The organism is Gemella sanguinis ATCC 700632 (assembly GCF_000701685.1).
Classification (GTDB): Bacteria; Bacillota; Bacilli; order Staphylococcales; family Gemellaceae; genus Gemella; species Gemella sanguinis.
This window is the reverse complement of record NZ_JNJO01000005.1, coordinates 1-26,389: the sequence shown is the minus strand read 5'-3', so window position 1 is coordinate 26,389 and position 26,389 is coordinate 1. Positions and strand designations below refer to the sequence as shown.

At 29.3% G+C, this 26,389-nt stretch carries 24 protein-coding genes and 1 other annotated feature; of the genes, 10 read left to right on the top strand and 14 right to left on the bottom strand.

Translation table 11 applies throughout. The annotated features are described in order from the left end of the window. Positions 1-9: 9 nt before the first annotated feature. A complete protein-coding gene (mutM, locus tag T369_RS0104055) occupies positions 10-870 on the bottom strand; it encodes a bifunctional DNA-formamidopyrimidine glycosylase/DNA-(apurinic or apyrimidinic site) lyase (RefSeq protein ID WP_031552092.1) in 861 nt (286 codons plus the stop codon). A gap of 160 nt (positions 871-1,030) precedes the next feature. On the opposite strand from mutM, the gene T369_RS0104050 reads away from it, so the two are divergent. Together T369_RS0104050 and T369_RS0104045 are read left to right on the top strand one after the other, a co-directional pair. Beyond that, entirely contained in the window at positions 1,031-2,287 is a 1,257-nt protein-coding gene (locus T369_RS0104050) for an LCP family protein (protein ID WP_031552089.1), read from the top strand. A 141-nt stretch (positions 2,288-2,428) separates the two neighbouring features. Then, a complete protein-coding gene (locus tag T369_RS0104045; RefSeq protein WP_031552086.1) occupies positions 2,429-3,064 on the top strand; it encodes a YigZ family protein in 636 nt (211 codons plus the stop codon). A 40-nt stretch (positions 3,065-3,104) separates the two neighbouring features. On the opposite strand, the gene T369_RS0104040 is transcribed toward T369_RS0104045, so the two are convergent. From T369_RS0104040 to T369_RS0104030, 3 genes are all read right to left on the bottom strand, one after another. Beyond that, positions 3,105-3,722 carry an NAD(P)H-dependent oxidoreductase gene (locus T369_RS0104040; protein WP_031552083.1) on the bottom strand — a complete coding sequence of 206 codons (618 nt, stop codon included), beginning with the start codon at positions 3,720-3,722 and terminating at the stop codon, positions 3,105-3,107. 82 nt (positions 3,723-3,804) lie between these two features. Beyond that, positions 3,805-5,112: an aspartate kinase gene (locus T369_RS0104035; protein WP_031552079.1), complete on the bottom strand. Its 1,308-nt coding sequence runs from the start codon at positions 5,110-5,112 to the stop codon at positions 3,805-3,807. Positions 5,113-5,203: 91 nt separating this feature from the next. Beyond that, positions 5,204-6,355, bottom strand: a complete 1,152-nt coding sequence (locus tag T369_RS0104030; RefSeq protein ID WP_031552076.1) for a homoserine dehydrogenase — start codon at positions 6,353-6,355, stop codon at positions 5,204-5,206. 245 nt (positions 6,356-6,600) lie between these two features. Between T369_RS0104030 and thrC the strand changes: the two genes are divergently transcribed. The 3 genes from thrC (at position 6,601) to asd (ending at position 10,114) form a co-directional block, all read left to right on the top strand. Continuing rightward, complete coding sequence (gene thrC, locus T369_RS0104025) at positions 6,601-8,073, top strand: threonine synthase (RefSeq protein ID WP_031552073.1); 1,473 nt, start codon at positions 6,601-6,603, stop codon at positions 8,071-8,073. After that, positions 8,073-8,954, top strand: coding sequence for a homoserine kinase (thrB, locus tag T369_RS0104020; RefSeq protein WP_031552070.1), 882 nt, complete (start codon positions 8,073-8,075; stop codon positions 8,952-8,954). Before thrC ends, thrB begins: the two co-directional genes overlap by 1 nt. Positions 8,955-9,037: 83 nt before the next feature. Further along, positions 9,038-10,114, top strand: a complete 1,077-nt coding sequence (asd, locus tag T369_RS0104015) for an aspartate-semialdehyde dehydrogenase (protein WP_006363525.1) — start codon at positions 9,038-9,040, stop codon at positions 10,112-10,114. A 90-nt stretch (positions 10,115-10,204) separates the two neighbouring features. Here asd and rpmF read toward each other — a convergent pair whose 3' ends face one another. The 3 genes from rpmF to T369_RS0104000 form a co-directional block, all read right to left on the bottom strand. Next, positions 10,205-10,381, bottom strand: coding sequence for a 50S ribosomal protein L32 (gene rpmF / locus T369_RS0104010; RefSeq protein ID WP_006363526.1), 177 nt, complete (start codon positions 10,379-10,381; stop codon positions 10,205-10,207). A 32-nt stretch (positions 10,382-10,413) separates the two neighbouring features. Beyond that, positions 10,414-10,923 (bottom strand): YceD family protein, encoded by a 510-nt coding sequence (locus T369_RS0104005; protein ID WP_031552067.1) that lies wholly within the window; start codon positions 10,921-10,923, stop codon positions 10,414-10,416. An 80-nt stretch (positions 10,924-11,003) separates the two neighbouring features. Continuing rightward, on the bottom strand, positions 11,004-11,906 hold the full coding sequence (locus tag T369_RS0104000) for a 1,4-dihydroxy-2-naphthoate polyprenyltransferase (protein WP_031552064.1): 903 nt from the start codon (positions 11,904-11,906) through the stop codon (positions 11,004-11,006). Positions 11,907-12,006: 100 nt separating this feature from the next. Between T369_RS0104000 and T369_RS0103995 the strand changes: the two genes are divergently transcribed. Continuing rightward, positions 12,007-12,870: an NAD(P)-dependent oxidoreductase gene (locus tag T369_RS0103995; protein WP_031552061.1), complete on the top strand. Its 864-nt coding sequence runs from the start codon at positions 12,007-12,009 to the stop codon at positions 12,868-12,870. A 29-nt stretch (positions 12,871-12,899) separates the two neighbouring features. Here T369_RS0103995 and T369_RS0103990 read toward each other — a convergent pair whose 3' ends face one another. Genes T369_RS0103990 through T369_RS0103980 form a run of 3 tightly spaced genes read right to left on the bottom strand, consistent with a single transcriptional unit; the run spans position 12,900 to position 15,795 of the window. Then, positions 12,900-13,757, bottom strand: coding sequence for a S66 family peptidase (locus T369_RS0103990; RefSeq protein ID WP_031552058.1), 858 nt, complete (start codon positions 13,755-13,757; stop codon positions 12,900-12,902). Position 13,758: 1 nt separating this feature from the next. After that, on the bottom strand, positions 13,759-14,820 hold the full coding sequence (locus tag T369_RS0103985; RefSeq protein ID WP_031552055.1) for a hypothetical protein: 1,062 nt from the start codon (positions 14,818-14,820) through the stop codon (positions 13,759-13,761). Positions 14,821-14,844: 24 nt separating this feature from the next. Further along, positions 14,845-15,795: an HD domain-containing protein gene (locus tag T369_RS0103980; RefSeq protein WP_031552052.1), complete on the bottom strand. Its 951-nt coding sequence runs from the start codon at positions 15,793-15,795 to the stop codon at positions 14,845-14,847. A 268-nt stretch (positions 15,796-16,063) separates the two neighbouring features. On the opposite strand from T369_RS0103980, the gene T369_RS0103975 reads away from it, so the two are divergent. Continuing rightward, complete coding sequence (locus T369_RS0103975; protein WP_031552049.1) at positions 16,064-16,369, top strand: rhodanese-like domain-containing protein; 306 nt, start codon at positions 16,064-16,066, stop codon at positions 16,367-16,369. Between the two features lie 27 nt (positions 16,370-16,396). Continuing rightward, positions 16,397-16,693 (top strand): rhodanese-like domain-containing protein, encoded by a 297-nt coding sequence (locus T369_RS0103970; RefSeq protein ID WP_031552045.1) that lies wholly within the window; start codon positions 16,397-16,399, stop codon positions 16,691-16,693. 129 nt (positions 16,694-16,822) lie between these two features. On the opposite strand, the gene T369_RS0103965 is transcribed toward T369_RS0103970, so the two are convergent. The 4 genes from T369_RS0103965 to T369_RS0103950 form a co-directional block, all read right to left on the bottom strand. Next, positions 16,823-17,080 carry a metal-sensitive transcriptional regulator gene (locus T369_RS0103965; protein ID WP_006363536.1) on the bottom strand — a complete coding sequence of 86 codons (258 nt, stop codon included), beginning with the start codon at positions 17,078-17,080 and terminating at the stop codon, positions 16,823-16,825. 167 nt (positions 17,081-17,247) lie between these two features. Further along, positions 17,248-18,276 (bottom strand): sensor histidine kinase, encoded by a 1,029-nt coding sequence (locus T369_RS0103960; protein ID WP_031552041.1) that lies wholly within the window; start codon positions 18,274-18,276, stop codon positions 17,248-17,250. A 20-nt stretch (positions 18,277-18,296) separates the two neighbouring features. Then, positions 18,297-18,986 carry a response regulator transcription factor gene (locus T369_RS0103955; protein ID WP_031552038.1) on the bottom strand — a complete coding sequence of 230 codons (690 nt, stop codon included), beginning with the start codon at positions 18,984-18,986 and terminating at the stop codon, positions 18,297-18,299. Between the two features lie 82 nt (positions 18,987-19,068). Further along, entirely contained in the window at positions 19,069-21,183 is a 2,115-nt protein-coding gene (locus tag T369_RS0103950; protein WP_031552035.1) for an SSURE domain-containing protein, read from the bottom strand. A gap of 260 nt (positions 21,184-21,443) precedes the next feature. Beyond that, positions 21,444-21,663 (top strand) — a binding site (T-box leader). Positions 21,664-22,051: 388 nt separating this feature from the next. Here T369_RS0103950 and metE point away from each other — a divergent pair. After that, complete coding sequence (gene metE / locus T369_RS0103945) at positions 22,052-24,289, top strand: 5-methyltetrahydropteroyltriglutamate--homocysteine S-methyltransferase (RefSeq protein ID WP_031552032.1); 2,238 nt, start codon at positions 22,052-22,054, stop codon at positions 24,287-24,289. A gap of 16 nt (positions 24,290-24,305) precedes the next feature. After that, positions 24,306-26,147, top strand: a complete 1,842-nt coding sequence (locus T369_RS0103940; protein ID WP_031552031.1) for a bifunctional homocysteine S-methyltransferase/methylenetetrahydrofolate reductase — start codon at positions 24,306-24,308, stop codon at positions 26,145-26,147. Positions 26,148-26,389: the final 242 nt, after the last annotated feature.

Genomic DNA, 26,389 nt, shown 5'->3' with positions numbered 1-26,389 from the left:
TTTCGTTTATTAATTTCTTTTTTGACAAACTGGACAATAATGACTCGATCTGCCTTTGATATTAATATTTTCAACATCATGTCCAAGTGGACATTTCTTCTTACCATATATTTGATGGAAATTCTGCATATTACCTTCGCCTCCATCAGCATGTACATAATCAGATATAGTAGAGCCTCCCTCCTTTATAGCCCATTCTAATATAAAAACTAACTCATCAAATAAATCTTCTTTTTCCTTTAGTGTCAATTCACAAGGTTTAGTTAGTGGATGAATTCTTTTTCTATATAGAACTTCACAGTCATATATATTTCCACATCCACAAAATACATTTCCATCTAATAATAGTGCCTTAATAGATTGATCTTTATATTTTTTCTCTAATAATTTATCTAAAAAATACTGTTTAGCTTTTTTTTCAAATGGTTCTGGGGCTAAATTCACAAATGGTTTGAATTCACCAATTTTTTCAACATACCTTAATTCACCAAAGCGTCTAATATCGCTAAAAACTAGCTTTTCGTTAGTATCTAATTCAAATATTACATGTCTATGTTTATAATAATTTTCATTTGTAATTTCAGCTATGTCATTTACCAAGAAAAATGCTCCTGTCATACCAAAATGCGTAATAATATATCCTTTATTCAAAGCCAAGTATAAATACTTACCTCTTCTAGACAATTCTTTAATTTTTTTACCTACTACATTATTCGAAAAATCAATAAGACTTTGTTTAACTATTGGCATTTTATTTAAATCATGTCCTTCTTTCACTGTATTCGAAAAAGTAACACTTAAAATTTTTTTATTTTTTAAACTATCTTCTAAACCTAGTTTTATATTTTCAACCTCAGGTAATTCTGGCATAATAAGCTCCTATATATCAATATTACTACTTTTATTTTAATATATAGACTAAATTTTATCAAAGATTTTCCCTTAAAATTAAATTTTTTATGGTAATACAGAATAAATTGTAGTATAATAAGAAAATCAAATGTAAATTATTAAAGAGGTTATTTCAAAAATGGATGAAAGAATATCACGAAGAGATAGAAAGAGACAAGAACAAGAACAACAAAGAAAGAAAAAAGGAAAATTAAAACCTATAATTATTTCTATAATTACTATAATTTTATTAGCAACAGGAGCATTTGCATTATATACAATATATAATTTCAACAACTCTACTAATAAAGGCTATAAAAAAGTAGATTATCTTGCAGAAGTTGATCCAAACTTCAATAAGTTTTCTATTCTTATGCTAGGTATTGATGAAAATGATTCACGTGCAGCTGAAGGACAGACAAGAGAAAATAGTAGAACCGATTCAATGATTCTTGCTACAGTTAACAAACAAAAAAATCGTATGGACATGGTAAGTATCCCTCGTGACTCACTTACGTTAATGCGTAAAAAAGAAGATGAAGGTGATAATAGTGCATATTTCTTTGACAAAATTACTCATGCTCACTCTTATAACGATGTAAAAGGTACTGTTAATGCAGTAGAAAACTTACTTGATACACCTATAAACTTCTATGTATTAATTAATTTCAAAGCCTTTGAACAAGCTGTTGATTCTTTTGGTGGAATTGATCTTTATGTTCCATTTGATATGGATGAACAAAATGCTAATGGAGAAATGAATACTATTAAATTAACTAAAGGTTGGCATACACTTAACGGAGAACAGGCGCTTGCTTTCGTACGTAGTAGATATTATGATAGCGATATTGAGCGAGGTCAACGACAACTACAAGCTATTCATGCATTAATTGATAAAGCTAAAAGTTTAAATGCACTAACTAAAATTAATGAAGTTATAAATATAGCTGGAGATAATACAGAACACAACCTTACTTCAACACAAATCGCTTCTGCGATTAAAATGTTTATCAACAACGATATGAAAATTGTTTCTCATAGAATAGATGGTTACAATGTAATGCATAACGGCGTATACTATTATTATCCAAAACCAAGCTCTCTACTTTATACGTCATCTGCTTTACGAAATAACTTAGATTTAGAATTACCTAAAGCTACTGACTTACTGAATATTTACTATCAAAATCATATTCAAATCTTAGAAAAAGAATATAAGATTAAAAATCTACTTCCTAGACGTCAGTATGGCTTATCTTCATTAGTTCACTTTGATTCAGATGATCAACTAACTAATCTTCCTGATAGACTCTCTGAATCAGATCTAAATAATGATCCAACAGTAAGTAATGAAAATAGACCAGACGGTAATGATAACAACAATAAAAATAATTAAAAAACAAGAACTTAGAGATAAAATTTCTCTAAGTTCTTTTTCTTTTTCTCCTAGTTAAGTTTACTTACTTATTGACTTTTTCCATAACCTATATAATAATTATTAATACATGTTAAATTTTCAAATTTTTAAGGAGAGTATATGGCAAAGAATTTTATTACAATTAAAGAAGATTCTTATGATGAATTTGTAGAAAAAAAATCTACTTTTATTACTCATCTTATTAGAATTAATAGCGAAGAAGAAGCTCGAGACTTTATACAAAAAATGAAGAAGAAACACTACGATGCGACTCATGTTTGTTCTTGTTATGTTATAGGAGACAATAATGAAATAACTAGAGCAAATGATGATGGTGAACCTAGTGGTACAGCAGGAGCACCTATGCTTGATGTCCTTGTTAAAAATAATATAAAAAATGTCTGTGCTACTGTGATACGTTATTATGGTGGTACAAAATTAGGAACAGGTGGGCTAGTACGTGCTTATGGCGGTGGAGTTATTAATGCATTAAAGAATGCTACATTAGTCGAAAGAAAAGATGCTTTTGAAATAAAGTTAGAAATAGATTATAGTTTAAACGGAAAAATAGAATATGAAATAGATAAAACTAATTTTATTGTTAATAATATTGATTATACTGATAAACTTATATATACAATATATGTAATGCAGGAAGACTATAATAATTTTGAAACGTGGATTGCAAACCTGACTAATGGTCAATTTAAGATTATTTCTTCTCGTGAAAAACAACTTGAGTTTGATATTCAGTAAAAAAGTGAACAAGTTACGTACTTGATCACTTTTTTTATTTTTATAATGAGTTAATATGCTTTATTAGTTCTTCTTTTGTATTTTCTACTATTGCTTGTTTATCATTATGAACTAAGTCTAATCCTTGAGAACGAATAATTTTAACTTTATCAATTCCTATTACACTAAAGACTCCCCTAACATACTGAACAGCAAAGTCTAAATTTACATATTGAATATGGCTATCAAATTCTCCACCGCTAGTTATAACAAAAGTAACTTGTTTATTTGTATTATCCAAACCTACCATTGTTTCTATTTCACACTTAAATGTTTCATTAACAATAACAATATTATCTATGAAATCTTTAAACTTTGAAACAACATTAAAATTATGCAATGGCATATAAATAAATACACAATCAGACTTTTTCCAAATATTAAGTAGTTCTTCTTGTCTTGTCTTATCAGCTTCTTCCTGCTTAGTTAATTCTTTATCATCATAATTAAACATATGTTTGTCCATTACAGGAATATAACATTTAGGATCATATAGATTTAATGTTGTAATATTATTATATTTTTTCCTTAACTCTTCTTCTCCTAATTCTGCTAATAGATTTGAAATTCTATTTTTATTATCATAATCTGGATGGGCTAAAATCTGTAATATCTTCATTATCTTCTCCTTATTTTCAGTAAAATAAAGTTTCTTAAAAAACTTCCTAACACATTAGTAATGTTAGAAAGTTTTTTATTAACTATTTAAATTCATCATATAGTGTATTTATAGTTTTTTCATAATCTCTATTGTTCACACCAACAATGATATTTATTTCATCATTTGTTTGTGAAATTAACGCTATATTAACACCTACTTTTCCTAGGGCACCAAATAATCTTGCAGAAACACCTAAAGTATTCTTCATAGCTTCACCTACTGTAGCGATAAGAGCTATTTCATTCGTAACATTTATTTCATCAGCACCAATTTCTTCTTTAATTTTGGCAACAAGCTCATGGATAAATGGTTTTACATTATTAGTTTCCACAACGACAGAGAACGAATCAATACCACTAGGGATATGTTCAATACTCACATTAAATGCTGCAAAGATTTTTAGCGCTTTAGCTATTAATCCAACTTCGTTTGCCATATGACGTTTTTTTATTGTAATAATAGAAAAATCTTTCTTACCTGCTATTCCAGTTACAATCTGATCTGAACTAGCACATTTTTTATCACTAATTATAGTTCCTTCAGCAGTTGGGTTATTAGTATTACGTATTTGAATTGGGATATCTTTATCACGAACAGGGAAAATAGCCTCTTCGTGTAATACACTAGCTCCCATATATGATAATTCTCGTAATTCTGTATAGCTAATTACTTTTATCTCACGAGGATTATCAATAATACGAGGATCAGCCATTAATATTCCTGAAACATCTGTCCAGTTTTCATAAACACTTGCATCAGCTATATTCGCTACAATTGCTCCACTAACATCTCCCCCACCACGTGTCATAATTTTAACTTCACCTGTTGGACGACTTCCATAGAAACCTGGAATTATTAATCTATCATGTTCTTTAATAATATTATCAAATGCATTTTGTGTTTTTAAATAATCTATTTTTCCATTATAATTATAGAAAATTAAATCTTTTGCATCTACAAAATGATATCCTAAGTATTCTGCCATTAATAAACCAGTTAGATACTCCCCACGACTTACTAAGTATTCTTCATCTATACCTTTTTTTATCTCACTTTTTAATTTAGCAAGCTCACCTTCTATATCATAATTTAATCCCAATTCATTTTTTATATTAATGAATTTGTCTTCAATCATCTTAAAGATATTATCAAAATTAATATTATACTTAATGTGTGCATAACAAAGATACAGTAAATCCGTAACTTTATTATCATCTTTATCTGCTTTACCTACAGCACTAACTACAACAAAACGTCTTGAATCATCAAGCTCAACTATATTTTTAACTTTTCTAAATTGTTCAGCACTCGCTACTGAACTACCACCAAACTTAGCTACTCTAACCATTATTTGTCCTCTTCCATAATTATTTTTACTTAGTTATATATTACATCTAATATGAAAATATTTCAATGTATTTCCAAAATTATTACCAATATTAATGGAATTTAGCCACTAAGTACTTATCATCTTTTTCTTCTAATTCTTTAGTTAACTCTCTTAATTGATTTAATGAGATTTCTTTAGTTTTAATGTAAAACTCATTTTCATATTTTTCAATAGATTCAATTAATTCTCCTGCTAGTTCAGAAGATGAGCGAAGTAAATATTTCTTACTAGTTAATTCATTTGATTGAACTAATTCATTTTTTATTACTACATCTTTTCTTGGAATATTTGAGTATATATCTACTATGTCTTGAACTATCGCATTACCTGTTGGTAGCTTCCCAGCTCCTTGCCCATAAAACTTAAGTTCTCCAATAAACGAACCATCTAAAGTAATTATATTATTATTTAATTCAACAGCCGCTTCTTGTGAACCTTTATCAAAAATAGATAACATTACTGAAGTTTCATACTTACCATCCGCAACATTAGTTTCACCAATATATTTCACAGCATAATCATATTTTTTCAAGTAATCAATATCATTTTTTGTTATATTTCTCATAGAATATGTTGGGAAGTTTGGCTCAATATGAATATCAAACGCTAAAGCATTACTTAATATTATTTTATTAATAACATCTCCACCATCAATATCAGCACTTGGATCCGCTTCTGCATATCCTAAATCTTGAGCTGTTTTTAAAGTAGAATCAAATTCTTGTTCATTTCTATACATATTATCTAAAATATAATTACTAGTTCCATTAAATATTCCATATACTCTATTAATCTCATCAACACGTCTAGTTCTTTCTAAATTAACTAACCATGGGATACCACCACCAACACTAGCTTCAAAAATAAACTTAACATTGTTTTCCTTAGCTAAAGAAACGAATTCATCTAAATATTTTGCAGCAACAGCCTTATTGGCAGTAACAACATGTTTCCCACTCTCTAGACTTCTTTTAATAAATTCATACGCAGGATTTAATCCTCCTAAACACTCAACTACTACTGATATTTCATCATCATTAATAATTTCATTTATATCATCAGTAGCAAGGTGCATTTTGTCACGACTTCTAGCAAAAACACTTTTTACTTCTATATTCTTTAATTCTTCACTCTTACCATTTGTAATAATTTCATAAACTCCACTTCCAACAGTTCCGTATCCTAAAATTGCTACTTTCATACACTTTTCTCCTATCATTTTTTATTTTTAAGTATGTTTAATAATTTATATATATCTTCTTTTTATCTATATTTATCATAATTTTTTGAAAAAAGTAGATTTTTTTTAATTTACACTGTTTTTACAGCAAATTTTGTTGTAAAATTATAGTTGTATAATTTTTTATGTTCTTTTTGTAAAAAACACTTGTATTTTTATAGAGAACATTGTATCATATATACAACGATAAAGCAAGGAGATTTTACATGATTTACGAAAGTACACGTGATATAAATAGAAAAATAAATCCGAGTGAAGCTATTCTTCAAGGTTTAAGTGAAGAAGGTGGGCTTTTCGTCTTAAGAGATTTAGGAAAAAATAAATTAGATTTAAAAAATTTAGTTGGAAAAAATTATTATGAAGTTGCAGAAGAAGTATTAAAACTATTCGTTGATTTTAGTGAACAAGAAATCAAAGCATGTGTTGAAAATGCATATAAAGGGAAATTCTCTAATGAGAAAATCACTCCCCTTGTTGAGCTTAACGATAGCTATGTTCTAGAATTATTTAATGGCCCTACTAGTGCTTTTAAAGATGTAGGACTTTCACTTCTACCTCAACTTACAAAAACAGCACTTACTAAAGTTAATGATAAAAATGATATTTTAATTTTAACAGCTACTAGTGGTGATACTGGAAAAGCTGCATTAGAAGGATTCAAAGATGTTGATAGAACAAAAATAATGGTATTTTATCCAAATGATGGTGTAAGTACTGTTCAGAAAACTCAAATGCAAACTCAAGAAGGAAAAAATACAAAAGTTTGCGCAATACATGGAAATTTTGATGATGCTCAAAGTGGAATTAAAGAATTATTTGTTGATGAAGAGTTTAAAAAAGAATTACTTTCTAAAAATATTAAGTTATCAAGTGCTAACTCTATAAATATTGGACGATTAATTCCTCAAGTAGTTTATTACGTAGTTTCATATTTAGAATTAGTAACTACTGATAAAATTAAATTAGGAGATAAAGTAAATTTCGTTGTACCTACTGGTAACTTTGGAAATATTCTAGCAGGTTACTACGCTGAACAAATAGGCTTGCCTGTTAATAAACTTATTTGTGCTAGTAACAATAACAATGTTTTATATGATTTCTTACAAACTGGTGTATATGATAAAAATAGAGATTTTCTAAAAACTGTTTCTCCTAGTATGGATATTCTTATCTCTAGTAATTTAGAAAGATTACTATACTATGTAAGTGGTTGTGATAATGCTTATGTAGCTAGTCTAATGAAAGACTTAAAAGAAACTGGACGTTTTGAAGTGACAAAAGAAATACTTACTAGAATTCAAGAAAAATTCCAAACTGGTTTCGCTAATGATCTTGATACTAAAGAAACTATTAAGAAAATCTACGAAAAAGATTCTTACTTATTAGATACACATACTGCAGTAGCCTATAAGGTGTTATTAGATAACTTAGATAAAGAACATGTTAATGTTGTTTTATCTACTGCATCACCATATAAATTTACAGAAAGTGTCTATACCTCTTTAAATGAAGCTACTAATGAAGATGAGTTTACTCTTATGAATAAACTTCATGAACAAACTAAAGTAGCTATACCAGAAAACTTAAAAGACTTAGATAAAAAAGAAATTAGACATAAAGATGTCATTAATAAAACAGAAATGAAAAAATATATTTTAGAGAAATTAGGTGATTTATAATGGTTAATGTTCGCGTACCTGCAACTTCTGCTAATGTTGGTTGTGGTTTTGATAGTTTAGGTATCGCACTTACACTCTACACTACTTTTGGATTTGAAAAGTTAGATAAAGGTGTAGAATTTGTTGGATTTGAAGAACGTTTTTCTAACGAAGACAACTTAGTGTATCAAACATTACTAACAACATTAAAAAAATTAAATAAAACTATTTCAGGTGTTAGAATTTCTATAAAAAACGATGTTCCAATTTGTCGTGGTTTAGGTAGTAGTTCTACATGTGTTGTTGCTGGAATATATGGAGCTTATTTATTAACTGATACCCCTGTAGACAAACAAGAAATATTTACAATTGCTAATGATATTGAAGGTCATCCAGACAATGTGTCACCTGCAATCTTTGGTAGTTTAAGTTCTTCTTGTACTACAGACAATAAAGAAGCAGTAACGGTAAAATATGATGTTGATGAAAGATTTAACTTCTTAGCTCTTATACCAGACTTCGAAACATCAACAGAAGAAGCACGAAAAGTTATGCCTGAAAATATTAAACTGCAAGATGCTATTTACTCATTATCTCGTCTTGGTTCAGTTATTAAGGCATTTGAAACTTATGATTTAACACTTCTAAAAAAAGTTATGGGTGATAAAATACATGAACCTTATAGAAAAGTAATCATCCATGAATATGAAGAAGTTAAGAATATCTGTGAAAGTATAGATAGTGCAGCATTCTTTATTTCAGGTAGTGGTTCAACACTTATGAATATTGTAAGTGATGAAAAAAATATTGAGAAAATCCAATCAGAATTAGATAAGTTAAATTATAATTGGAAAGCTATTCTACTTAAAGTAGATAAAGAAGGAACAGTTGTTCTAAATTAATTTTTTAAAATAAGAAAATTAACTTAGCTCACAGAGTTATTAGATTAAATAAAATATTATACAAATACAAGGAGAGAAAAATTATGCAAAAATCAAGAGTAGCCGTATTAGGTGCAACAGGAATGGTAGGACAACGTTTATTAGTATTATTAGAAAACCACCCATATTTTGATGTAGTTAAACTAGCTGCATCACCTCGTTCTGCTGGAAAAAAATATGCAGACTTAATGGAAAACCGTTGGAAATTAGATCAACCTATCCCAGAATATACTAAGGAATTAGTAGTAGAAGACTTATATAAAATAGATGAAGTATCAAAAGATATCGATATGGTATTTTGTGCTATAAACTTAGACAAAGAAGCATTAGTTAAACTTGAAGAAGATTATGCTAAACATGAAGTTGTAGTTGTTTCTAACAACTCAGCAAATAGGAATAAAGAGGATATTCCTATGATTATCCCTGAAATTAACTCAGCTCACTTAGATGTTATTCCTTCTCAAAGAGAACGTCTTGGTACAAAAAAAGGATTTATTGTTACTAAACCTAACTGCTCTATCCAAAGTTATGTACCAATATTTGAAGCAATTAAAGAATATGGTATTAAAGAAGCATCTATTTGTACTTACCAGGCTATCTCAGGAAGTGGTAAAACATTCAACGAATGGCCAGAAATGGTAGAAAACATCATTCCTTACATTGGTGGAGAAGAAGAGAAAAGTGAAAAAGAACCACTTAAAATTTTCGGTGAAGTAAAAGATGGAAAAATTGTTCCAACAGATTCTATGAACCTTTCTGCTCAATGTATTCGTGTTCCAGTACTTGATGGACACCTTGCTTGTGTATCATTCAATTTAGAAAATAACCCAGGACTAGAAACTTTAGTTGAAAAAATTAAAAACCATGTTCCAGAAATTTCTAAATATGAACTACCACTAGCTCCAACACCATTCATTAAATACTATGAAGAAAATGATCGTCCACAACCAGTTCTAGATCGTGATAATGAAAAAGGAATGCAAATTACTGTAGGTCGTCTTCGTGAGGATAACCTATTTGATTACAAATTTGTAGGACTTTCTCACAATACACTACGCGGGGCAGCTGGAGGAGCAGTATTAACTGCAGAATTAATCAAAAAATTAGGATACTTAGATTAATAAGCAAAAGAGGTATGGCCTTAACCATACCTCTTTTTTAGTTATAAAAAAAGCTTAAGGACACCTCCTTAAGCTTTGGTAATATTTAAATTATTTAACGTCTAGAACTTGTCTACCTTTGTACATACCAGTTTTTCTATCAACACGGTGACCCATTACATAGTTACCGCTTGTTGCATCGATAGAAATTGATGGTGCAGATAGTTTTTTGTGAGTTCTTCTTTTTCTTTTAGCTGTTTTTGATGTTCTTCTAAAAGGAACTGCCATAGTTAATTTCCTCCAATTATTTTAAATAATTCTTATTCTTCTTTAAATAAACCATTAAGGGCTGCAAATGGTGATTCCTTCTTCTCTTTAACTTCTGTTAAATCAGTTTCAGAAACCAACTCCCAGTCATTACCGGAAACCATCTCCAACTCTTCTTCATCTTGTGAAGTTGTAATTGGAATATTTAAAATTATAAGCTCATGTACTAAAGATGTAAGATCTATATACATATCCATTAAATTAACATCGAATACATCTTCTCCCATAAAAAGAGATTTATCGACATATTCTTCTCTCTCTTCGATTTCAAAAGGTACTATAACATTTTTTAATGTTTTCCCTGAAATCATTTCGAAATTTCCTTTAATTAATAGATCGGCATATATTTTATCTTGGCCACCTCGAGTTAATTTACCACTAACAACAACATCTCTAATATCTTTAAGAGAATTATCGTAGTGTCCTACATTAACATTTATTTTTTCTTCAAAAACAAAAGTATCACTATTATTTTTGAATAACGAAGATCTTAACCATTTCATTAAATATCACCTCATAAACACATTATTTATTATATATCTTTTATCGCCTGGTGTCAACAAAAAAAGTTGACAAGTTTAATTTATTTTAAAATTATATTTATTATATTTGCTAATGACATTATAAATCCTATGAAAATTGTTAAATTTGCTGTCAGTAGCATATATGGTGCCATTGTTTTATTATTAGTGTTAGCTTTAAAGCCTTTTATTATTTTTATAGCTAACGGTATTGTGACAAGTACTAATAAATATGATATCGATCCATATTTAGTAATTGAAAAAAATATATTTAATAAATACACTAAAACAAAACTAGCAGCTAATGTCTTAATAGCATTCTCTCTTCCTACTAATATGGCATAAGTTCTTCTCCCCGATTCTTTATCATTTTCTATATCTCGGATGTTGTTAGCCAATAATATAGCTGCTATCATTAAAAATATCGGTAAAGATACTAATATAATATCAATATTAATATAACCTGTTTGAAAATAAAAAGCTAGTGCAATAATAATTGTACCCATAAACAATCCAGAAACAATTTCTCCAAAAGGAGAATACGCTATAGGATACTTACCGCCTGTATAAAAATATCCTGTCAACATGCATATTATACCTACTAAAAAAATATAATAACTTGTCATTAATGTTAAAATTATACCAAGAATTAATGAAACCGCATAAAGTACTATCGCTCCGTTCATCACTTCTTTTGCACTTAACTTACCTTTTACAATTGAACCTGAAATACCTTCAGAATCAATTTTATCTAATCCATGTTTATAATCAAAAAACTCATTAAATAAATTAGTTGCTGCTTGTATAAGTAAACACGCTATAAGAAATAAAGAAAACTTCAAATATGAAACACCATTACTATATACCAATCCATATGTTGTTCCAAATAACACGGGCGCTATTGCTGCTGGAAAACTGTGTGGTCTAGTACATAAAAAGAATTCTTTTATTTTACCTTTATTCAAAGCTACCTCCTAAATATCTTTATTATCTAGATTATTATAACATATTTTACAACATATGATATAATTAAAAATATAATATAAATAATCGGAGGATTTCATTATGAAAATTGCATGGATTGGTACAGGTGTTATGGGAGAAAGTATGGCTGGTCATCTACTAGATGCAGGGCATGAACTTTATGTATATAATCGTACAGTATCAAAAACAGAAAATCTAGTTAATAGAGGGGCTAAACTCCTTACTGAGATAAAAGATGCTCCACTTAATGCAGATGTTGTATTTACAATGGTTGGATATCCTAAAGATGTTGAAGGTGTTTATCTAGGGCATGACGGTTTAATTACTACTGCTAAAGAAGGACAAGTATTTGTTGATATGACTACTTCTTCACCTACTATTGCAAAAAAAATCAGTGAAGAATTTGCTAAAGTTGGTGCTAGCGCATTAGACCTACCCGTAACAGGTGGAGATATTGGTGCAAAAAATGGTACTTTATCTATAATGGCTGGTGGCAACAAAAAAGTTTATGAGGAAAAAGTTCTACCACTTGTTCAACACTTAGGAAAAAATATTACTTATTTCGGAGAAGCTGGAAAAGGACAATATGCAAAACTTGCCAACCAAATAGCTATTGCCACTACTATGATTTCTGTTGCTGAAAGCTTTAAATTTGCTAAAGAGGTGGGTCTTGATTTAGAAGATTTCTTCAAAACTGTTTCAACAGGTTCAGGAGGAAGCTTCTCGATGACATCTTACGGACCAAGAATTCTTAAAAATGATTTTAAACCTGGTTTCTTTGTTCATCACTTTATAAAAGATATGCGTCTAGCACTTGAAGAATGTGAAAAAATGAATATTACACTACCAGGATTAGAAGTAGCTTATAAACTATATAATGAATTAGAAGAAGAAGTAAGAAATACTAATGGTACTCAAGCTATTTCTAAATGGTATAACCTATAATTAATAGAAAAACTTTCAGAGTAATTTATCTACTCTGAAAGTTTTTTTATATTTATTCTACCACCTATAGTAATCATTTTAGAATTTATATCATGCCCTACTTCACTTGTCTTAACTACTGGTAAATCTTTATCTATAAAATCTTTGACTATACTATAAATATCATTTTTATTATATATTTTTTCAATATTAGTAAAAGTTCCAAGTAATAAACCTGAAATTTTATCAAAAACACCCATTTGTTTTAATTGAGTTAGATGAGTAATTAATGATTCTACTGTTGTACCTAGTCCTTCTAAAAATAATACTCTATTTTCTAAATCTGGAAAATACTGAGTGCCTGCTAGTTTAAGAAAACACCTAATGTTTCCACCTGCAACTATCCCGCTAATTTCTTCACCTTGAAAAAAGTTCCATGATATATTTGTTAAATCTGGTTCATTATACATCACTGTTTTCTTAAAACTATCTCTTATATTTTCATTTCCAATAATATTCAATACTTGGTATAAATATGTAGGTTCTCCTGTTTTAACCGTTATTGCATTTAATACTACACTTAGATCACTATATCCAAAAAATGGTTTAATATTCTTTTTAATAATATCATAGTCTAAATAATCTAATATTTCATTAGAAAGATCTCCACCAGAAATATCAAAAATTGCCTTTATACTTTTATCACTAAAAAATTTCATCAGTTCTTCACTACGTATTTTAGCATTAGCACTTCTTCCAAATTTATCTTTATATAAATAGTTACTATAAACAGGAACTAAGCCTAGACTTTTTAATATTTCTTCTAATTTATCTAATTTAATTTTATCTTCCCTAGCTTTGCCGTTAGAACAAACTACTAAAGCTACTTTATTATTTTTCTCTAACATATTAGTTTAGTTCCATACTCTCTATATAGTATTTAGAACGAGATTCTCCACCTTTATATTGTTTATTATTTAAACGTAATATATATTTTCCTACAATTTTATTATCTTTAGATGCATCCTTAATTGGAATTATTAATCTATCCCCTTCGATAGTCCAGCTACTTTCCTCAGAAGGTGTATATTGAGTTGCTCCTCCAATTCCTCCCATTCCTGTTATATAAACTTTATCTTTTTTAAAGAATACTGTTTCTCCTAACACAAGAGAATTATTATACTTATCTTCATTACCTGAATAACTATCATCTACTTCTCTATATTTTATATTTTTCAGTGACGGTATATCTTTGTAAACATCATCTGCACTATATGTACTTTTGTATGCAGTATTATAAACATCTGTTAATTCAGCCAATGACATTTTAGTTACATGATAATCCTTACCACTTACAGTGACGTTTTTATCTATATCAACTAAATAGCCAAATAATGCTACTGGCTCTAATTTTCTTCCTCCATGAGTTACGAAGAAATACTTTTTAAGAATTTCTTTCGCCGCAGATTTATTATGCTCTGTATTTTTTAAATTTAGGTCCGTCCATTTTAGCTTACTAGCATCTATATTAGATGAAACTTTTTTAATATCTTCACTAACAGGTGTTAACTTTCCATCTTTTACATCATATGCACCTATTAGTTCATTTTTACCTACAATTTTATTATTTGAAATATGTCCACCTTGTCTTAGGTAGATTTTAGTTCCTCCATTGCTGCTATCTACTGAATAACTAACCGTCGGAGCAAAGTTTTTCAGTTCAGCTATAGTTTCTTGAGATAAATTCAATTCAGATTTTAACGCATCTAAATCTGTAATAGTACGTATTTTCTCTACAACTACTGTAGTTTCCTTATCTAAATTTTTACCATCTACACTGCCTAAATTTTCACTATTATTAGTAGTTGTAGTTTCCTTTGATTCCTCATACTTAATAATACCAAAAACACAAATTACTGCAGCCACAAAAATAGCTACAAAACCTAATATATATTTAACTGTTTTATTCATAATATTTTCCTTAAATTCTCCTAATTATTTATTTTCATTAACATCGAATGTAGGTACATAGAAATGTCGACCTTCTAAACCAAATAACTTATCACTAAAAGTTCCTGGTTCTACATTTGATAAGTTTTTATCGAACATCATCATACGAGCATCAATATTATCTATAAAATTAATAATTTCTGCCTCTTTTACCATAGGTAATTTTGGTGAACCAAATTCATATTTCCCATGATGAGCAAGTATAATGTGTCGAAGTAGTATAATCTCTTCCCCTTCTATACCTAATTTTTCCGCTACTTTAGAAACTTCATCGCTCATAATAACGATATGCCCTAATAATTCCCCTTCTAAAGTATATGAAGTACCTATCGGACCACTTAGCTCTATAGTTTTTCCTAAATCATGTAAAATTATTCCACTATATAATAAATCTTTATTTAAAGATGGATAAATTTTCAATAATGCTTTAGCAATTTTTAACATTGTTATTGTATGATAGATTAATCCAGAATAGAAGTCATGGTGCATTGATTTTGCAGCTGGATAACTTACAAATTGTTTTTTATATTTATTTAATAATTCTATCGTAACTGCTTTTAATTTTTGATTACTGATTTCCTTTAAAAAATCATTTAATTCGCTAATCATAATTTCTTTTGATAATGGCGCTGTTTGAATATAGTCTTGAATATCTATTGAATCATTATCATTTGCTAATCTATAATTCTTTATTTTAAGCTGCAATTTCCCTCTATAATCTAAAACCGTTCCTTCTATAAATACCATAATTCCAGCTTTTAAATTTTCAGTGTCTTCTTCTTTAACTTCCCAAATTTTTCCATCGATGGATCCGGTTTTATCTTTTAAATATAATGTTAAGTAAGGTTTACCACTAGTAGCTATTCCTCTTACTACATTATCCAACAAGAAAAACATACGTACTTCTTGATCGGTTTTAAACTCATTTATATACATCTTATCCCTCCTAAAATTTTCTTATATATTTAATACTAACTGCTCATATACTATTTTACTAGCTGTTAATAAAAATTTCAAACTAAAATTACAGAAATATTATTCTAGTTAGAAGTTAGGAACTATAAATTAAATTTCTAAATCATCTTTGTTTTAAAATAATTCATAAGCTAGTTTTGATTTTCTGATTATAATCAACATTCTTGACAATTCATCTACCTCATGATTTAATATACCCTATAAGGGTATATTAGGAGGTATATTATATATGTTTTATTTATTCACAAAAGTAGCTAGTATTTCTACTATCGAACTAGAACAAAAACTTAAAGAAAATATTCAATTAATAGATGTAAGAACACCCGATGAATTTCGAAAAGGACATATAAAAAATGCAAAAAATGTTCCACTTAATGTGATTGGTCAATTTACTCCAATAACAGATAAAACAGTATATGTTATTTGTCACTCTGGAGCTAGAAGCAAACTTGCAGCAAAAAAACTAAAAAAGAAAGGCTACGATGTTATTAATATCCAAGGCGGTATGCATGCATGGAGAGGAAAAATAGTCTAATATTACTAATATTGAAAGGAAGAGATCATGAAAAATAATATTTCAATGCAAGATTTTTATGAAAAGTATAATAATGAGGAACTTACGATTCTCGATGTAAGAGAAAATCACGAGTACGAAGTAGGTCATATACCTTCTGCTAAAAATTTTCCTTTGAGTAGTCTTGGTATAGATTTCACTAAATTAGATAAAAATCAAAAATACTATGTAATATGTCAAGCAGGTGGACGTTCAGCTAAGGCATATGATTTTTTAGAGGCTCAAGGATTCGATATAATAAATATCGAAGGTGGTATGAATAATTGGCCTGGAGAAACAAAGTAAAATATTAAACAATAAAAACAACCAATTTTTACTCTATTAAATTCTCTTTAATATAAAATTAATACATCATCAAAAAAGCCTTGTTTCTAAGATTATTCAGGAACAAGGCTTTTTTATTATTTTTTTAAACTATTTACTCTTTACTATATATTTTATAGCTTTTTCTATTTTTTCTTTCTGTTCTACAGGATTTTCTAGAGGATTATTAATACATTCCATAAGATTTTCTGTTATTAGTAACTCAATAACACGATCAACACTTGAACGAACTGCACTTAATTGAGTTATTATATCAATACAATCTCTCTCTTCTTCTATCATTTTTTGAATCCCTCTTAGTTGCCCTTCTGAGCGCTTAAGACGTGTAATATACTTTGAATTTGCCATATTTATTTTCCTCAGTAGATTTTTTTTCATTATACCGTGAAAAATTTATTTTGTCAAAATTTAAAAAATTTTTATGTTTTTATATTGAAAATTCTTAAAAATCTAATTCCAATTATTCTTTCAAAATAATAAATCTGATTCAAAGATTTCCTTGTATACTCAGTGTATTAACAATTAATTTTTAAAGTAAATTTACTTCCTTTACCATATTCACTTTCTACTAATATGTCTCCATTTATTTGTAAGGCTAACTGTTTCGCTATTGCTAAACCTAAGCCATAACCACCTGTTTTCATATTTCTTGATGCTTCAACACGATATAATCTTTTAAAAATATTATCAATCTCTTCTTCTTTTATACCGCAACCTTCATCAATTATAGAAATAGATAATTCTTGATTTTTTATTTCGGCAACTATTTCTATTTTTGTACCGCTTGGTGAATACTTAAATGCATTACCTATTAAATTCACGATAATTCTTTGAATTTTATTGTAATTACTTACTATCTTAGCATTCTCAGGAATAACTTTAATATAGATATCTCTTTTTTCTTTTTCTGCTCTCAACTTAAACTCTGACATGCAGTCAATCAATAATTTATCTAAAAATATTGTTTCATTTTTATCATCTTCACTAGTGTCTTTTACACTTAATGTTAAATAATTTAATTCTTCAACAAGTTTATTCAATCTTGTCGTTTGTCGACAAATTGTTTCTAGATAATATTTATATTCTTCTTCCTTTATTATTCCGTCTAACATTCCTTCCGCAGTTGATTGAATTGAAGTTATAGGAGTTTTTATATCATGAGATAACTGGGCTATCATAAGAGATTTTTCTTTTTCACTTTCTTCTAATGAATCAAAACTTTCTTTTAAATGTTTTGCCATTTCATTGAATGATAATGATAATTCTCTAAACTCAGTAGGACCTTCTACAGTATTGCTAAAATCAAAATTTTTCTCACTTATACTAATCATTTGTCTTTTTAATACATGTAATGACTTAAATACACCTTTTAGTAATATAATGCTAATCGTAGCTCCAATTAGTCCTGCAATTATTGTAATCGCAACTATAAAATATGTATCTTTTTTTTCAATTAACATTAAATTTGAAGCCCAAAAAACAGCCATAATAGTTATTAAAAATGACAAAATATATCCAACAATAATATAATCTCTTAATTTCATTCTATATTTCCTTTCCATTTTTAAACTTGTTTTTCCATTTTGTATCCTAGACCCCATACCGTTTTTATACTCGGTGTTTTTTCTGTTGAATATTTTGTTAAGATTCTCCTTAATGAGTGTATATGCACATTTAGCGTATTTGCATCTTCTACATATTCACCTTGCCAAATTTTTTCATACAATTCTGTTTTAGAAAAAACACGATCCGGATTATTAGCCAGTAGCCATAATAATTCAAAAGATTTCACGGTTAGTTCTAATTGTCTATCATTTACCATAGCAATTCTACTATTATAGTTAATTTTCAAATCACCTAAAGTTAAAATATTTTCACTACTATTTTTCTCGATTCTACGTAGTATATTTCTAACTCTTAAAACTAATTCTCTTGGACTAAATGGTTTTACTATATAGTCATCTGCCCCCAAACTTAAAGCGTAGATTTTATCTGGTTCTGTTGTTTTCGCTGTTATGAATAAAAATGGTTGTTCCTCATCTAAATACTGTACTTCGCTGATTAAATCATAGCCATCTATATTGGGCATCATTATATCTGTAATTATTAAAGAATATTTATTTTTCTTGTATTTCTCTAAAGCTTCTTTACCATCATTAGCGATATCAACACCATATCCACCTTGCTCTAAATATCGTTTATTTATCTCCGTTATTTCTATTTCATCATCTACTAATAAAATTTTATTAACCATACTTAACTCCTCTTATCAAAATAGTACTATACAATAAAAGTATAGCACTATTTCGATAAAATATACAAGTTTATTTTATTTATTAATTATTTTTTCTTCTGAATCCTAATATACCTAAGAAGCTTGCAATGATTAATCCTAGTATTCCAGTATTTGATGAATTTGTTGAACTCATTGTTCCTTCAGGTGCCGCACTTGTTTTTGGTAGCATACCTTTTTTCGTCATTCCATTACTCATATGAGTATTCATAGCCATATTATCTTGCATCATATCTTTATTCATATGAGAATCCATAGTCATATTTTCTGGCATCATAGCTTTATTCATACTAGATTTCATAGACATACTATCAGATTTACTCATATTCATTACTTTTCCACTTACATTTGAATTCATTGAACCAGTAGCTGTATTATTTTGCATCATATCTTCTCCTGGTTTCATATCCATTTGCTTAGTTTCTTTATGTAGATTTATAGTCACTTCTTTTGTTGCCACTACGTTTGTTAGATCTGCCTTTCCATCTTTTTCACTGTATACTTTGATTGTTGCTTTGTAGCTTTGTGTTCCATTAGCTTTTAATAAGTCTAATAGTTCTTTATCTTGTTTTCCTTGTGTTCCTGCTAAATCTACTTCATAGAAATATAATCCATGTCCTAATTTCTCTACTGGAGGAAGCGCTGGATTTTTCGCTGATCCGTTATCTGACCATGGTGCTTTGTCTGATGATTTCAAAATTAATCTTGTTAACATTCCATCTCCACCGAAGAATTCATAAGGAATTACTTGGTTTACTCCTGCTGTAAATGGTCCTGGGAAGTTTGCTTTGTCTAAGTATTTAGCTGGTACATCTACTGTATCTTTTGTGTTCTTCATTACTGCTTTTTTAACTTCTTGAACACTTGTTAATCCATTTAGATTTACATCAATATCTTTTGTTGCCACTACGTTTGTTAGATCCGCTTTTCCATCTTTTTCACCGTATACTTTGATTGTTGCTTTGTAGCTTTGTGTTCCATTAGCTTTTAATAAATCTAGTAATTCTTTATCTGATTTTCCTTTTGTTCCTTCTAGGTCTACTTCATAGAAATATAATCCATGTCCTAATTTCTCTACTGGAGGAAGCGCTGGATTTTTCGCTGATCCGTTATCTGACCATGGTGCTTTATCTGATGATTTCAAGATTAATCTTGTTAACATTCCATCTCCACCAAAGAATTCATAAGGAATTACTTGGTTTACTCCTGCTGTAAATGGTCCTGGGAAGTTTGCTTTGTCTAAGTATTTAGCTGGTACATCGACTATATCTTTTGTGTTCTCCATTACTGCTTTTTTAACTTCGTTAACACTTGTAAGGCCATTTAGATTTACATTTACATCTTTTGTTGCCACTACGTTTGTTAGATCTGCTTTTCCGTCTTTTTCACCGTATACTTTGATTGTTGCTTTGTAGCTTTGTGTTCCATTAGCTTTCAATAAATCTAGTAATTCTTTATCTGATTTTCCTTTTATTCCTTCTAGGTCTACTTCATAGAAGTATAATCCTTTTCCTAGTTTTTCTAATGGTAATAATGCTGGATTTTTCGCTGATCCGTTATCTGACCATGGTGCTTTGTCTGATGATTTCAAGATTAATCTTGTTAACATTCCATCTCCACCGAAGAATTCATAAGGAATTACTTGGTTCACTCCCGCTGTGAATGGCCCTGGGAAGTTTGCTTTATCTAAGTATTTAGCTTGTACATCTACTGTATCTTTTGTATTCTCCATTACTGCTTTTTTTACTTCAACTGGAGTTGTTTGTGGTTCTGCTACATCTTTTGCCTGTTTTATTAAATTATTCACATCAGTTTCTTTTGATTCAATACTTACTTCTTTTTCTGATTTTACTTCAGGTTGTTTCTCAGCACTTACAACATTTTTTGCTTCAACTGTACTTTTCTCAACTTGTTTTGTTTCTTTTCCTACAGTATTTACTTTGTTTTCAATTACTTTAGATTCAGTTGAATCATCTAATTGTTTATTTTCTACATTTTGAACTACAGGAGCTTTATCTTGTAAATCACTCGCATGAGCTTCTCCACTGCCAACAACTATAAAAATTCCGCTAGCAATTGCAGCTGACACCACACCAACACTAACTTTTCTGATTGCCCATTTTGTAAAATTTTCTGATTTAATAAAGTTATTTTTCATTTGTATTTCTCTCCTCTTATTTAATACTTTATTACCAAAACTTTTTGTTTGATGAATACAGTATACCTTATGGATATTAACTAACTATTAGTAAAAGTTAAAATATTTCTTAAATAGTTATTATTAAAATATTATCTTTAAAATATATTAATATATATGGTCTTCCTTAGATTTCTGACAATTCCGGAAAAAGTTTTTAATTTTTTCACTAGAAAGTGTTGACAAAGAAAAAGACTTATGTTACTATTTCTTTAACAGTTTTAAAAGCGAAGAAGTGAAGAGCAATATTACTTAATTATTAGAGACCTTTTGGTTGGTGAAAAAAAGGATTTGGGTGTATTGTAAATGGTCACAGAGCTGAACTAATGACTATTAATGAGTTAGTTCCGGTTGATTACCGTTAATAATCATTGAGGTAAGATTAAAAGTTTATTTTAAGATTATAAAATTGGGTGGTAACACGGTCATTTCGTCCCTTGTGTTACTACCCTTTTGTCGTATTTAAGACTGAGTACAAATTATTTTTACAAATTAATATAATATAACATTGAAAAGATGAGTAAAAAAAAGGATTTACAACAGAGAATCTCGGTAGCTGAAAAGAGATTAATGAGTTTTTTTGAAAATGGTCTTTGAGTTTTAATTATTGAGCTGAATAATATTCGGTAAAATAATTACGCATTAAACGCGTTAAAATTTTAATGAGGTGGAAAACTAAAAAATTCAATTCACAATTTTAGATTTTCCATAAAATAAGGTGGTACCACGTATGAAACGCACGTCCTTAGACAATATTAATTTATTGTTTAAGGGCGTTTTTATTTTATTATTAAGAAATTTATATTTACATTTTAGGAGGAAAGAAAAAATGACAAAAATTTCAAGTTTAGGATACCCTCGTTTAGGGGAAAAGAGAGAATGGAAAAAATTAATTGAAGGATACTGGGCTCGTACAGTTCGTCAAAACGAGTTATTTGAAGAAGCTGGAAAATTAAGAAGAGATTTCTTACAAAAACAATATGACTCTGGATTAGATTTAATCCCTGTAGGAGATTTCTCACTATATGATCACATTTTAGATTTATCAGTTCAATTCAACGTTATTCCACAACGTTTTGAAGGAAGAGAAGTTGACGTAGATTTATTCTTTGATATCGCTCGTGGTAACAAAGATAATGTTGCATCTGCACTTAAAAAATGGTTTAACACTAACTACCACTACATCGTACCTGAGTGGCAAAATGTTGAACCTAAGTTAAATAATACTCGCCTACTTGATTTATATAAAGAAGCACGTGAAATAGTTGGTGATAAAGCTAAACCAGTTATTACTGGGCCTATAACTTATGTTGCTCTATCTAGTGGCTTAGAAGAAGGAGAATTTGAAAAAGCTGTAGACAAATTAGTTCCACTATACACACAAGTATTTAAAGAACTAGTAGAAGCTGGTGCTTCATACATCCAAGTAGATGAACCAATCTTTGTAACTGACGAAGGTAAAAATTATGTGGAATTAGCTCATAAAGTATATAACCATTTCAATAATGAAGTAAATGCTAAATTCATCTTCCAAACTTACTTTGAAGCTTTAGTAGAAGCTGAAAAACTTGCTGATTTACCAGTAACATTCGGATTAGATTTCGTTCATGGTAGAGAAGAAAACCTAGCTAATGTTAAAGCTGGATTATTTAAAGATAAAGAAGTATTTGCTGGTGTTGTTGATGGACGTAATGTTTGGAGTAACGACTTTGAAGATAGTTCAAAATTACTAGAAGAGATTAAACAAAATGTTGCTGAGTTAGTAATCCAACCTTCATGTTCTCTATTACATGTTCCTGTTACAACAAAACATGAAACTGAACTTGAAGAAACTCTTCTTAATGGATTAGCATTTGCTGATGAAAAACTTGTAGAACTTAATTTATTAGCTGATAAATTAGATGGAAATGAATCTGATGCATATAAAAAACATGTTGAAGACTTCCACAAATTACAAAATGCTGACTTCAGAAATCTAGAATTAGAATCAAGTGAAAATGTTCGTTCTACTCGCCCTTCTGATTACAAAGTACGTCGTGAAGTTCAAAACAAAAAATTCAACTTACCATTATTACCAACTACAACAATTGGATCATTCCCTCAATCTAAACAAGTACGTCTTCAACGTGCGTTATGGAAAAAAGGTGAATTATCTAATGAAGACTATGAAAAATTCATTGAAGAAGAAATCGCTCGTTGGATTAAAATCCAAGAAGACCTTGACATTGATGTATTAGTTCATGGTGAGTTTGAACGTACAGACATGGTTGAATTCTTTGGTCAACGTTTCGCTGGATTTGCATCAACTAAATTTGGTTGGGTTCAATCATATGGTTCTCGTGGGGTTAAACCACCAATCATTTACGGAGATGTAAAACATATTGAAGCTGTTACAGTTAAAGAAACTGCTTATGCTCAAAGCTTAACTAACCGTCCTGTTAAAGGTATGTTAACTGGACCAGTAACAATCCTAAACTGGTCATTTGAACGTAGTGATATTCCTAAAGCAGAAATCTTTAACCAAATTGCTATAGCTCTTAAAAATGAAATTGAACTACTTGAAAAAGCTGGTATTGGAATTATCCAAGTTGATGAACCTGCTCTTCGTGAAGGTTTACCACTTAGAGATAGTAAAAAAGAAAAATATCTTGAAGAAGCAGTATTTGCATTCCGTCTTGCTACTTCATCAGTAAATGATGAAACACAAATTCACACTCATATGTGTTACTCTAACTTCGATGAAATTATCGATTCTATTAGAGCATTAGATGCAGACGTTATTTCTATCGAAACAAGTAGAAGTCACGGAGAATTAATCTCTGCATTTGAGACAGCAATCTACCCTCTAGGTATTGGTCTTGGAGTTTATGATATCCACTCTCCTCGTGTACCTACAAAAGAAGAAGTTCGTACTAATATCTTACGTCCACTTCAAAAATTATCTACAGAACAATTCTGGATTAACCCTGACTGTGGTCTAAAAACACGTGCAGAAAAAGAAACAATCGAAGCACTAGAAGTTTTAGTTGAGGTAACAAAAGAAATCCGCTCTGAACTAAAAAAATAGTATTGGAGGGAGATTTATGAGAAACCTACTAGAGAGATTAGAAAATAATGTACTCGTAGCCGATGGGGCTATGGGTACAACTCTCTACAGTAATGGATTAGAAAGTTGTCATGAATATAACAATATTTCAAATCCTAGTGCTGTAGAAGAAATCCATAGAGCTTATATCGAAGCCGGAGCTGATATAATTCAGACTAATACCTATGCTGCCAAAAAGTGTCAATTAAAAACTTATGGATATGAAGATAAGTTTGAAGAAATTAATATTCGCGCAGCTGAAATCGCACGTTCTGCTGCAGGAGAAAAAACATTTGTTCTAGGTACTATTGGGGCTATAAGAGGGCTTCGTGAATGTGAGCTAACTTTAGAATCTATAGTTAATGAAACACTAGATCAAGTTAAGGTTCTTTTATCTACAGAAAAAATTGATGGCTTATTATTTGAAACATATTATGATCAAGAAGAAATTCGTACTATTTTATCTGAAGTAAGAAAACTTACTGACTTACCTATAATTACTAATATTTCATTATTAGAAGCTGGTATTACTCAAAATGGGGAGAAAGTAACTGATGCACTAAGTGCTCTTGTAAATTTAGGTGCAGATATTGTCGGCTTAAACTGCCATCTTGGACCTTATCATATGATAAAGAGCTTTAAACAAGTTCCTTTATTTGCTCAAAGCTATTTATCAGCATATCCTAATGCTAGTTTAATGCAACTTACTCAAACTATTAATGGAAATGAATATCGTTTTAGAAAAAATTCATCTTACTTTGAACAAAGTGCAAAACTATTAGTAGAAGAAGGAGTAAGACTAATTGGTGGGTGTTGTGGAACTACACCAGAGCATATTCGCGCTATAAAAAAAGGAATAAAAGGTTTAAAACCAGTAAAAAGAAAAACAATAACTCCTCTACCTGCTGAAGAAGAACTTATTCGTGTAGCGTCTAATAAACCTACTATAGTTGATAAAGTAAAAAAACAAGTTACAATAATAGCAGAATTAGATCCACCTAAGCATTTAAATATTGAGAAATTTATTGAAGCTGCTAAAACTATTGATAAAAAGAATATTGAAGCTATTACTTTAGCTGATAATTCATTAGCAAGTACTAGAATTTGTAATTTAACGGCTGCAGTTTTATTGAAAGAACATATAACTACGCCTACTCTATTACATCTAGCTTGTCGCGATCACAATCTTATTGGATTACAATCTCGACTAATGGGTCTTGATCTACTTGGTATTAACAACATTCTAGCAGTTACAGGTGATCCTAGCAACCTCGGGGATTTCCCAGGTGCAACAAGTGTTTTTGATGTTACAAGTTTTAAACTAATACCATTTATAAAACAACTTAATGAAGGACTTGGATATAATGGAGCATCACTTAAAAAGACTACTAACTTTACTGTTGCTGCAGCCTATAACCCAAATGTTCGCGATATAAGTAAAACAAAACGCTTAGTTGAGAAGAAAATCAAATCTGGAGCAGATTACTTTATCACTCAACCAGTATTCGAAGAAGAAAAAATTGTTAAATTATCAGAATTAGCTTCAAACTATCCTGATACTCCATTTTTTGTAGGAATAATGCCAATTACTAGTTATAATAATGCCATATTCTTACACAATGAAGTTCCAGGAATTAAATTATCAGAAGAATTTTTATCTAGATTGGAAGAAGTTAAAGATGACAAAGAACTTTGTCAAAAGATTGCTTTAGATGAAAGTAAAAAATTAATTGATGTTGCTTTAAAACACTTTAATGGAATTTACTTAATCACTCCATTTACTAGAGCAGATTTAACTGTTGAGTTAATCGATTATATTGAAACAGTTAAAACTAAATAATTGCAAACTTACCTCTTAAAATATAAAAAAGAAGTTGATATAAACAACTTCTTTTTTCAGATTGTTGACAAAAATACCGAAATATCAAGCTAGTATTGATGTTATGGTATTTTTTTTCAAAAAAAATAAGCCTTAAGGCAAAAATTTAGTAGTATTAAGAGGTTTTATACCTCTCTTAATGCTATTGTTTTCATATTTTGAACGCAACAAGACAGCCAAGCGTACGACTGTACTTTGGCTTT

Excerpts from the sequence above, each read along its gene's own strand:
- mutM (WP_031552092.1), bottom strand. The coding sequence starts at position 870 with ATGCCAGAATTACCTGAGGTTGAAAATATAAAACTAGGTTTAGAAGAT.
- T369_RS0104050 (WP_031552089.1), top strand. The coding sequence starts at position 1,031 with ATGGATGAAAGAATATCACGAAGAGATAGAAAGAGACAAGAACAAGAA.
- T369_RS0104045 (WP_031552086.1), top strand. The coding sequence starts at position 2,429 with ATGGCAAAGAATTTTATTACAATTAAAGAAGATTCTTATGATGAATTT.
- T369_RS0104040 (WP_031552083.1), bottom strand. The coding sequence starts at position 3,722 with ATGAAGATATTACAGATTTTAGCCCATCCAGATTATGATAATAAAAAT.
- T369_RS0104035 (WP_031552079.1), bottom strand. The coding sequence starts at position 5,112 with ATGGTTAGAGTAGCTAAGTTTGGTGGTAGTTCAGTAGCGAGTGCTGAA.
- T369_RS0104030 (WP_031552076.1), bottom strand. The coding sequence starts at position 6,355 with ATGAAAGTAGCAATTTTAGGATACGGAACTGTTGGAAGTGGAGTTTAT.
- thrC (WP_031552073.1), top strand. The coding sequence starts at position 6,601 with ATGATTTACGAAAGTACACGTGATATAAATAGAAAAATAAATCCGAGT.
- thrB (WP_031552070.1), top strand. The coding sequence starts at position 8,073 with ATGGTTAATGTTCGCGTACCTGCAACTTCTGCTAATGTTGGTTGTGGT.
- asd (WP_006363525.1), top strand. The coding sequence starts at position 9,038 with ATGCAAAAATCAAGAGTAGCCGTATTAGGTGCAACAGGAATGGTAGGA.
- rpmF (WP_006363526.1), bottom strand. The coding sequence starts at position 10,381 with ATGGCAGTTCCTTTTAGAAGAACATCAAAAACAGCTAAAAGAAAAAGA.
- T369_RS0104005 (WP_031552067.1), bottom strand. The coding sequence starts at position 10,923 with ATGAAATGGTTAAGATCTTCGTTATTCAAAAATAATAGTGATACTTTT.
- T369_RS0103995 (WP_031552061.1), top strand. The coding sequence starts at position 12,007 with ATGAAAATTGCATGGATTGGTACAGGTGTTATGGGAGAAAGTATGGCT.
- T369_RS0103990 (WP_031552058.1), bottom strand. The coding sequence starts at position 13,757 with ATGTTAGAGAAAAATAATAAAGTAGCTTTAGTAGTTTGTTCTAACGGC.
- T369_RS0103985 (WP_031552055.1), bottom strand. The coding sequence starts at position 14,820 with ATGAATAAAACAGTTAAATATATATTAGGTTTTGTAGCTATTTTTGTG.
- T369_RS0103980 (WP_031552052.1), bottom strand. The coding sequence starts at position 15,795 with ATGTATATAAATGAGTTTAAAACCGATCAAGAAGTACGTATGTTTTTC.
- T369_RS0103975 (WP_031552049.1), top strand. The coding sequence starts at position 16,064 with ATGTTTTATTTATTCACAAAAGTAGCTAGTATTTCTACTATCGAACTA.
- T369_RS0103970 (WP_031552045.1), top strand. The coding sequence starts at position 16,397 with ATGAAAAATAATATTTCAATGCAAGATTTTTATGAAAAGTATAATAAT.
- T369_RS0103965 (WP_006363536.1), bottom strand. The coding sequence starts at position 17,080 with ATGGCAAATTCAAAGTATATTACACGTCTTAAGCGCTCAGAAGGGCAA.
- T369_RS0103960 (WP_031552041.1), bottom strand. The coding sequence starts at position 18,276 with ATGAAATTAAGAGATTATATTATTGTTGGATATATTTTGTCATTTTTA.
- T369_RS0103955 (WP_031552038.1), bottom strand. The coding sequence starts at position 18,986 with ATGGTTAATAAAATTTTATTAGTAGATGATGAAATAGAAATAACGGAG.
- T369_RS0103950 (WP_031552035.1), bottom strand. The coding sequence starts at position 21,183 with ATGAAAAATAACTTTATTAAATCAGAAAATTTTACAAAATGGGCAATC.
- metE (WP_031552032.1), top strand. The coding sequence starts at position 22,052 with ATGACAAAAATTTCAAGTTTAGGATACCCTCGTTTAGGGGAAAAGAGA.
- T369_RS0103940 (WP_031552031.1), top strand. The coding sequence starts at position 24,306 with ATGAGAAACCTACTAGAGAGATTAGAAAATAATGTACTCGTAGCCGAT.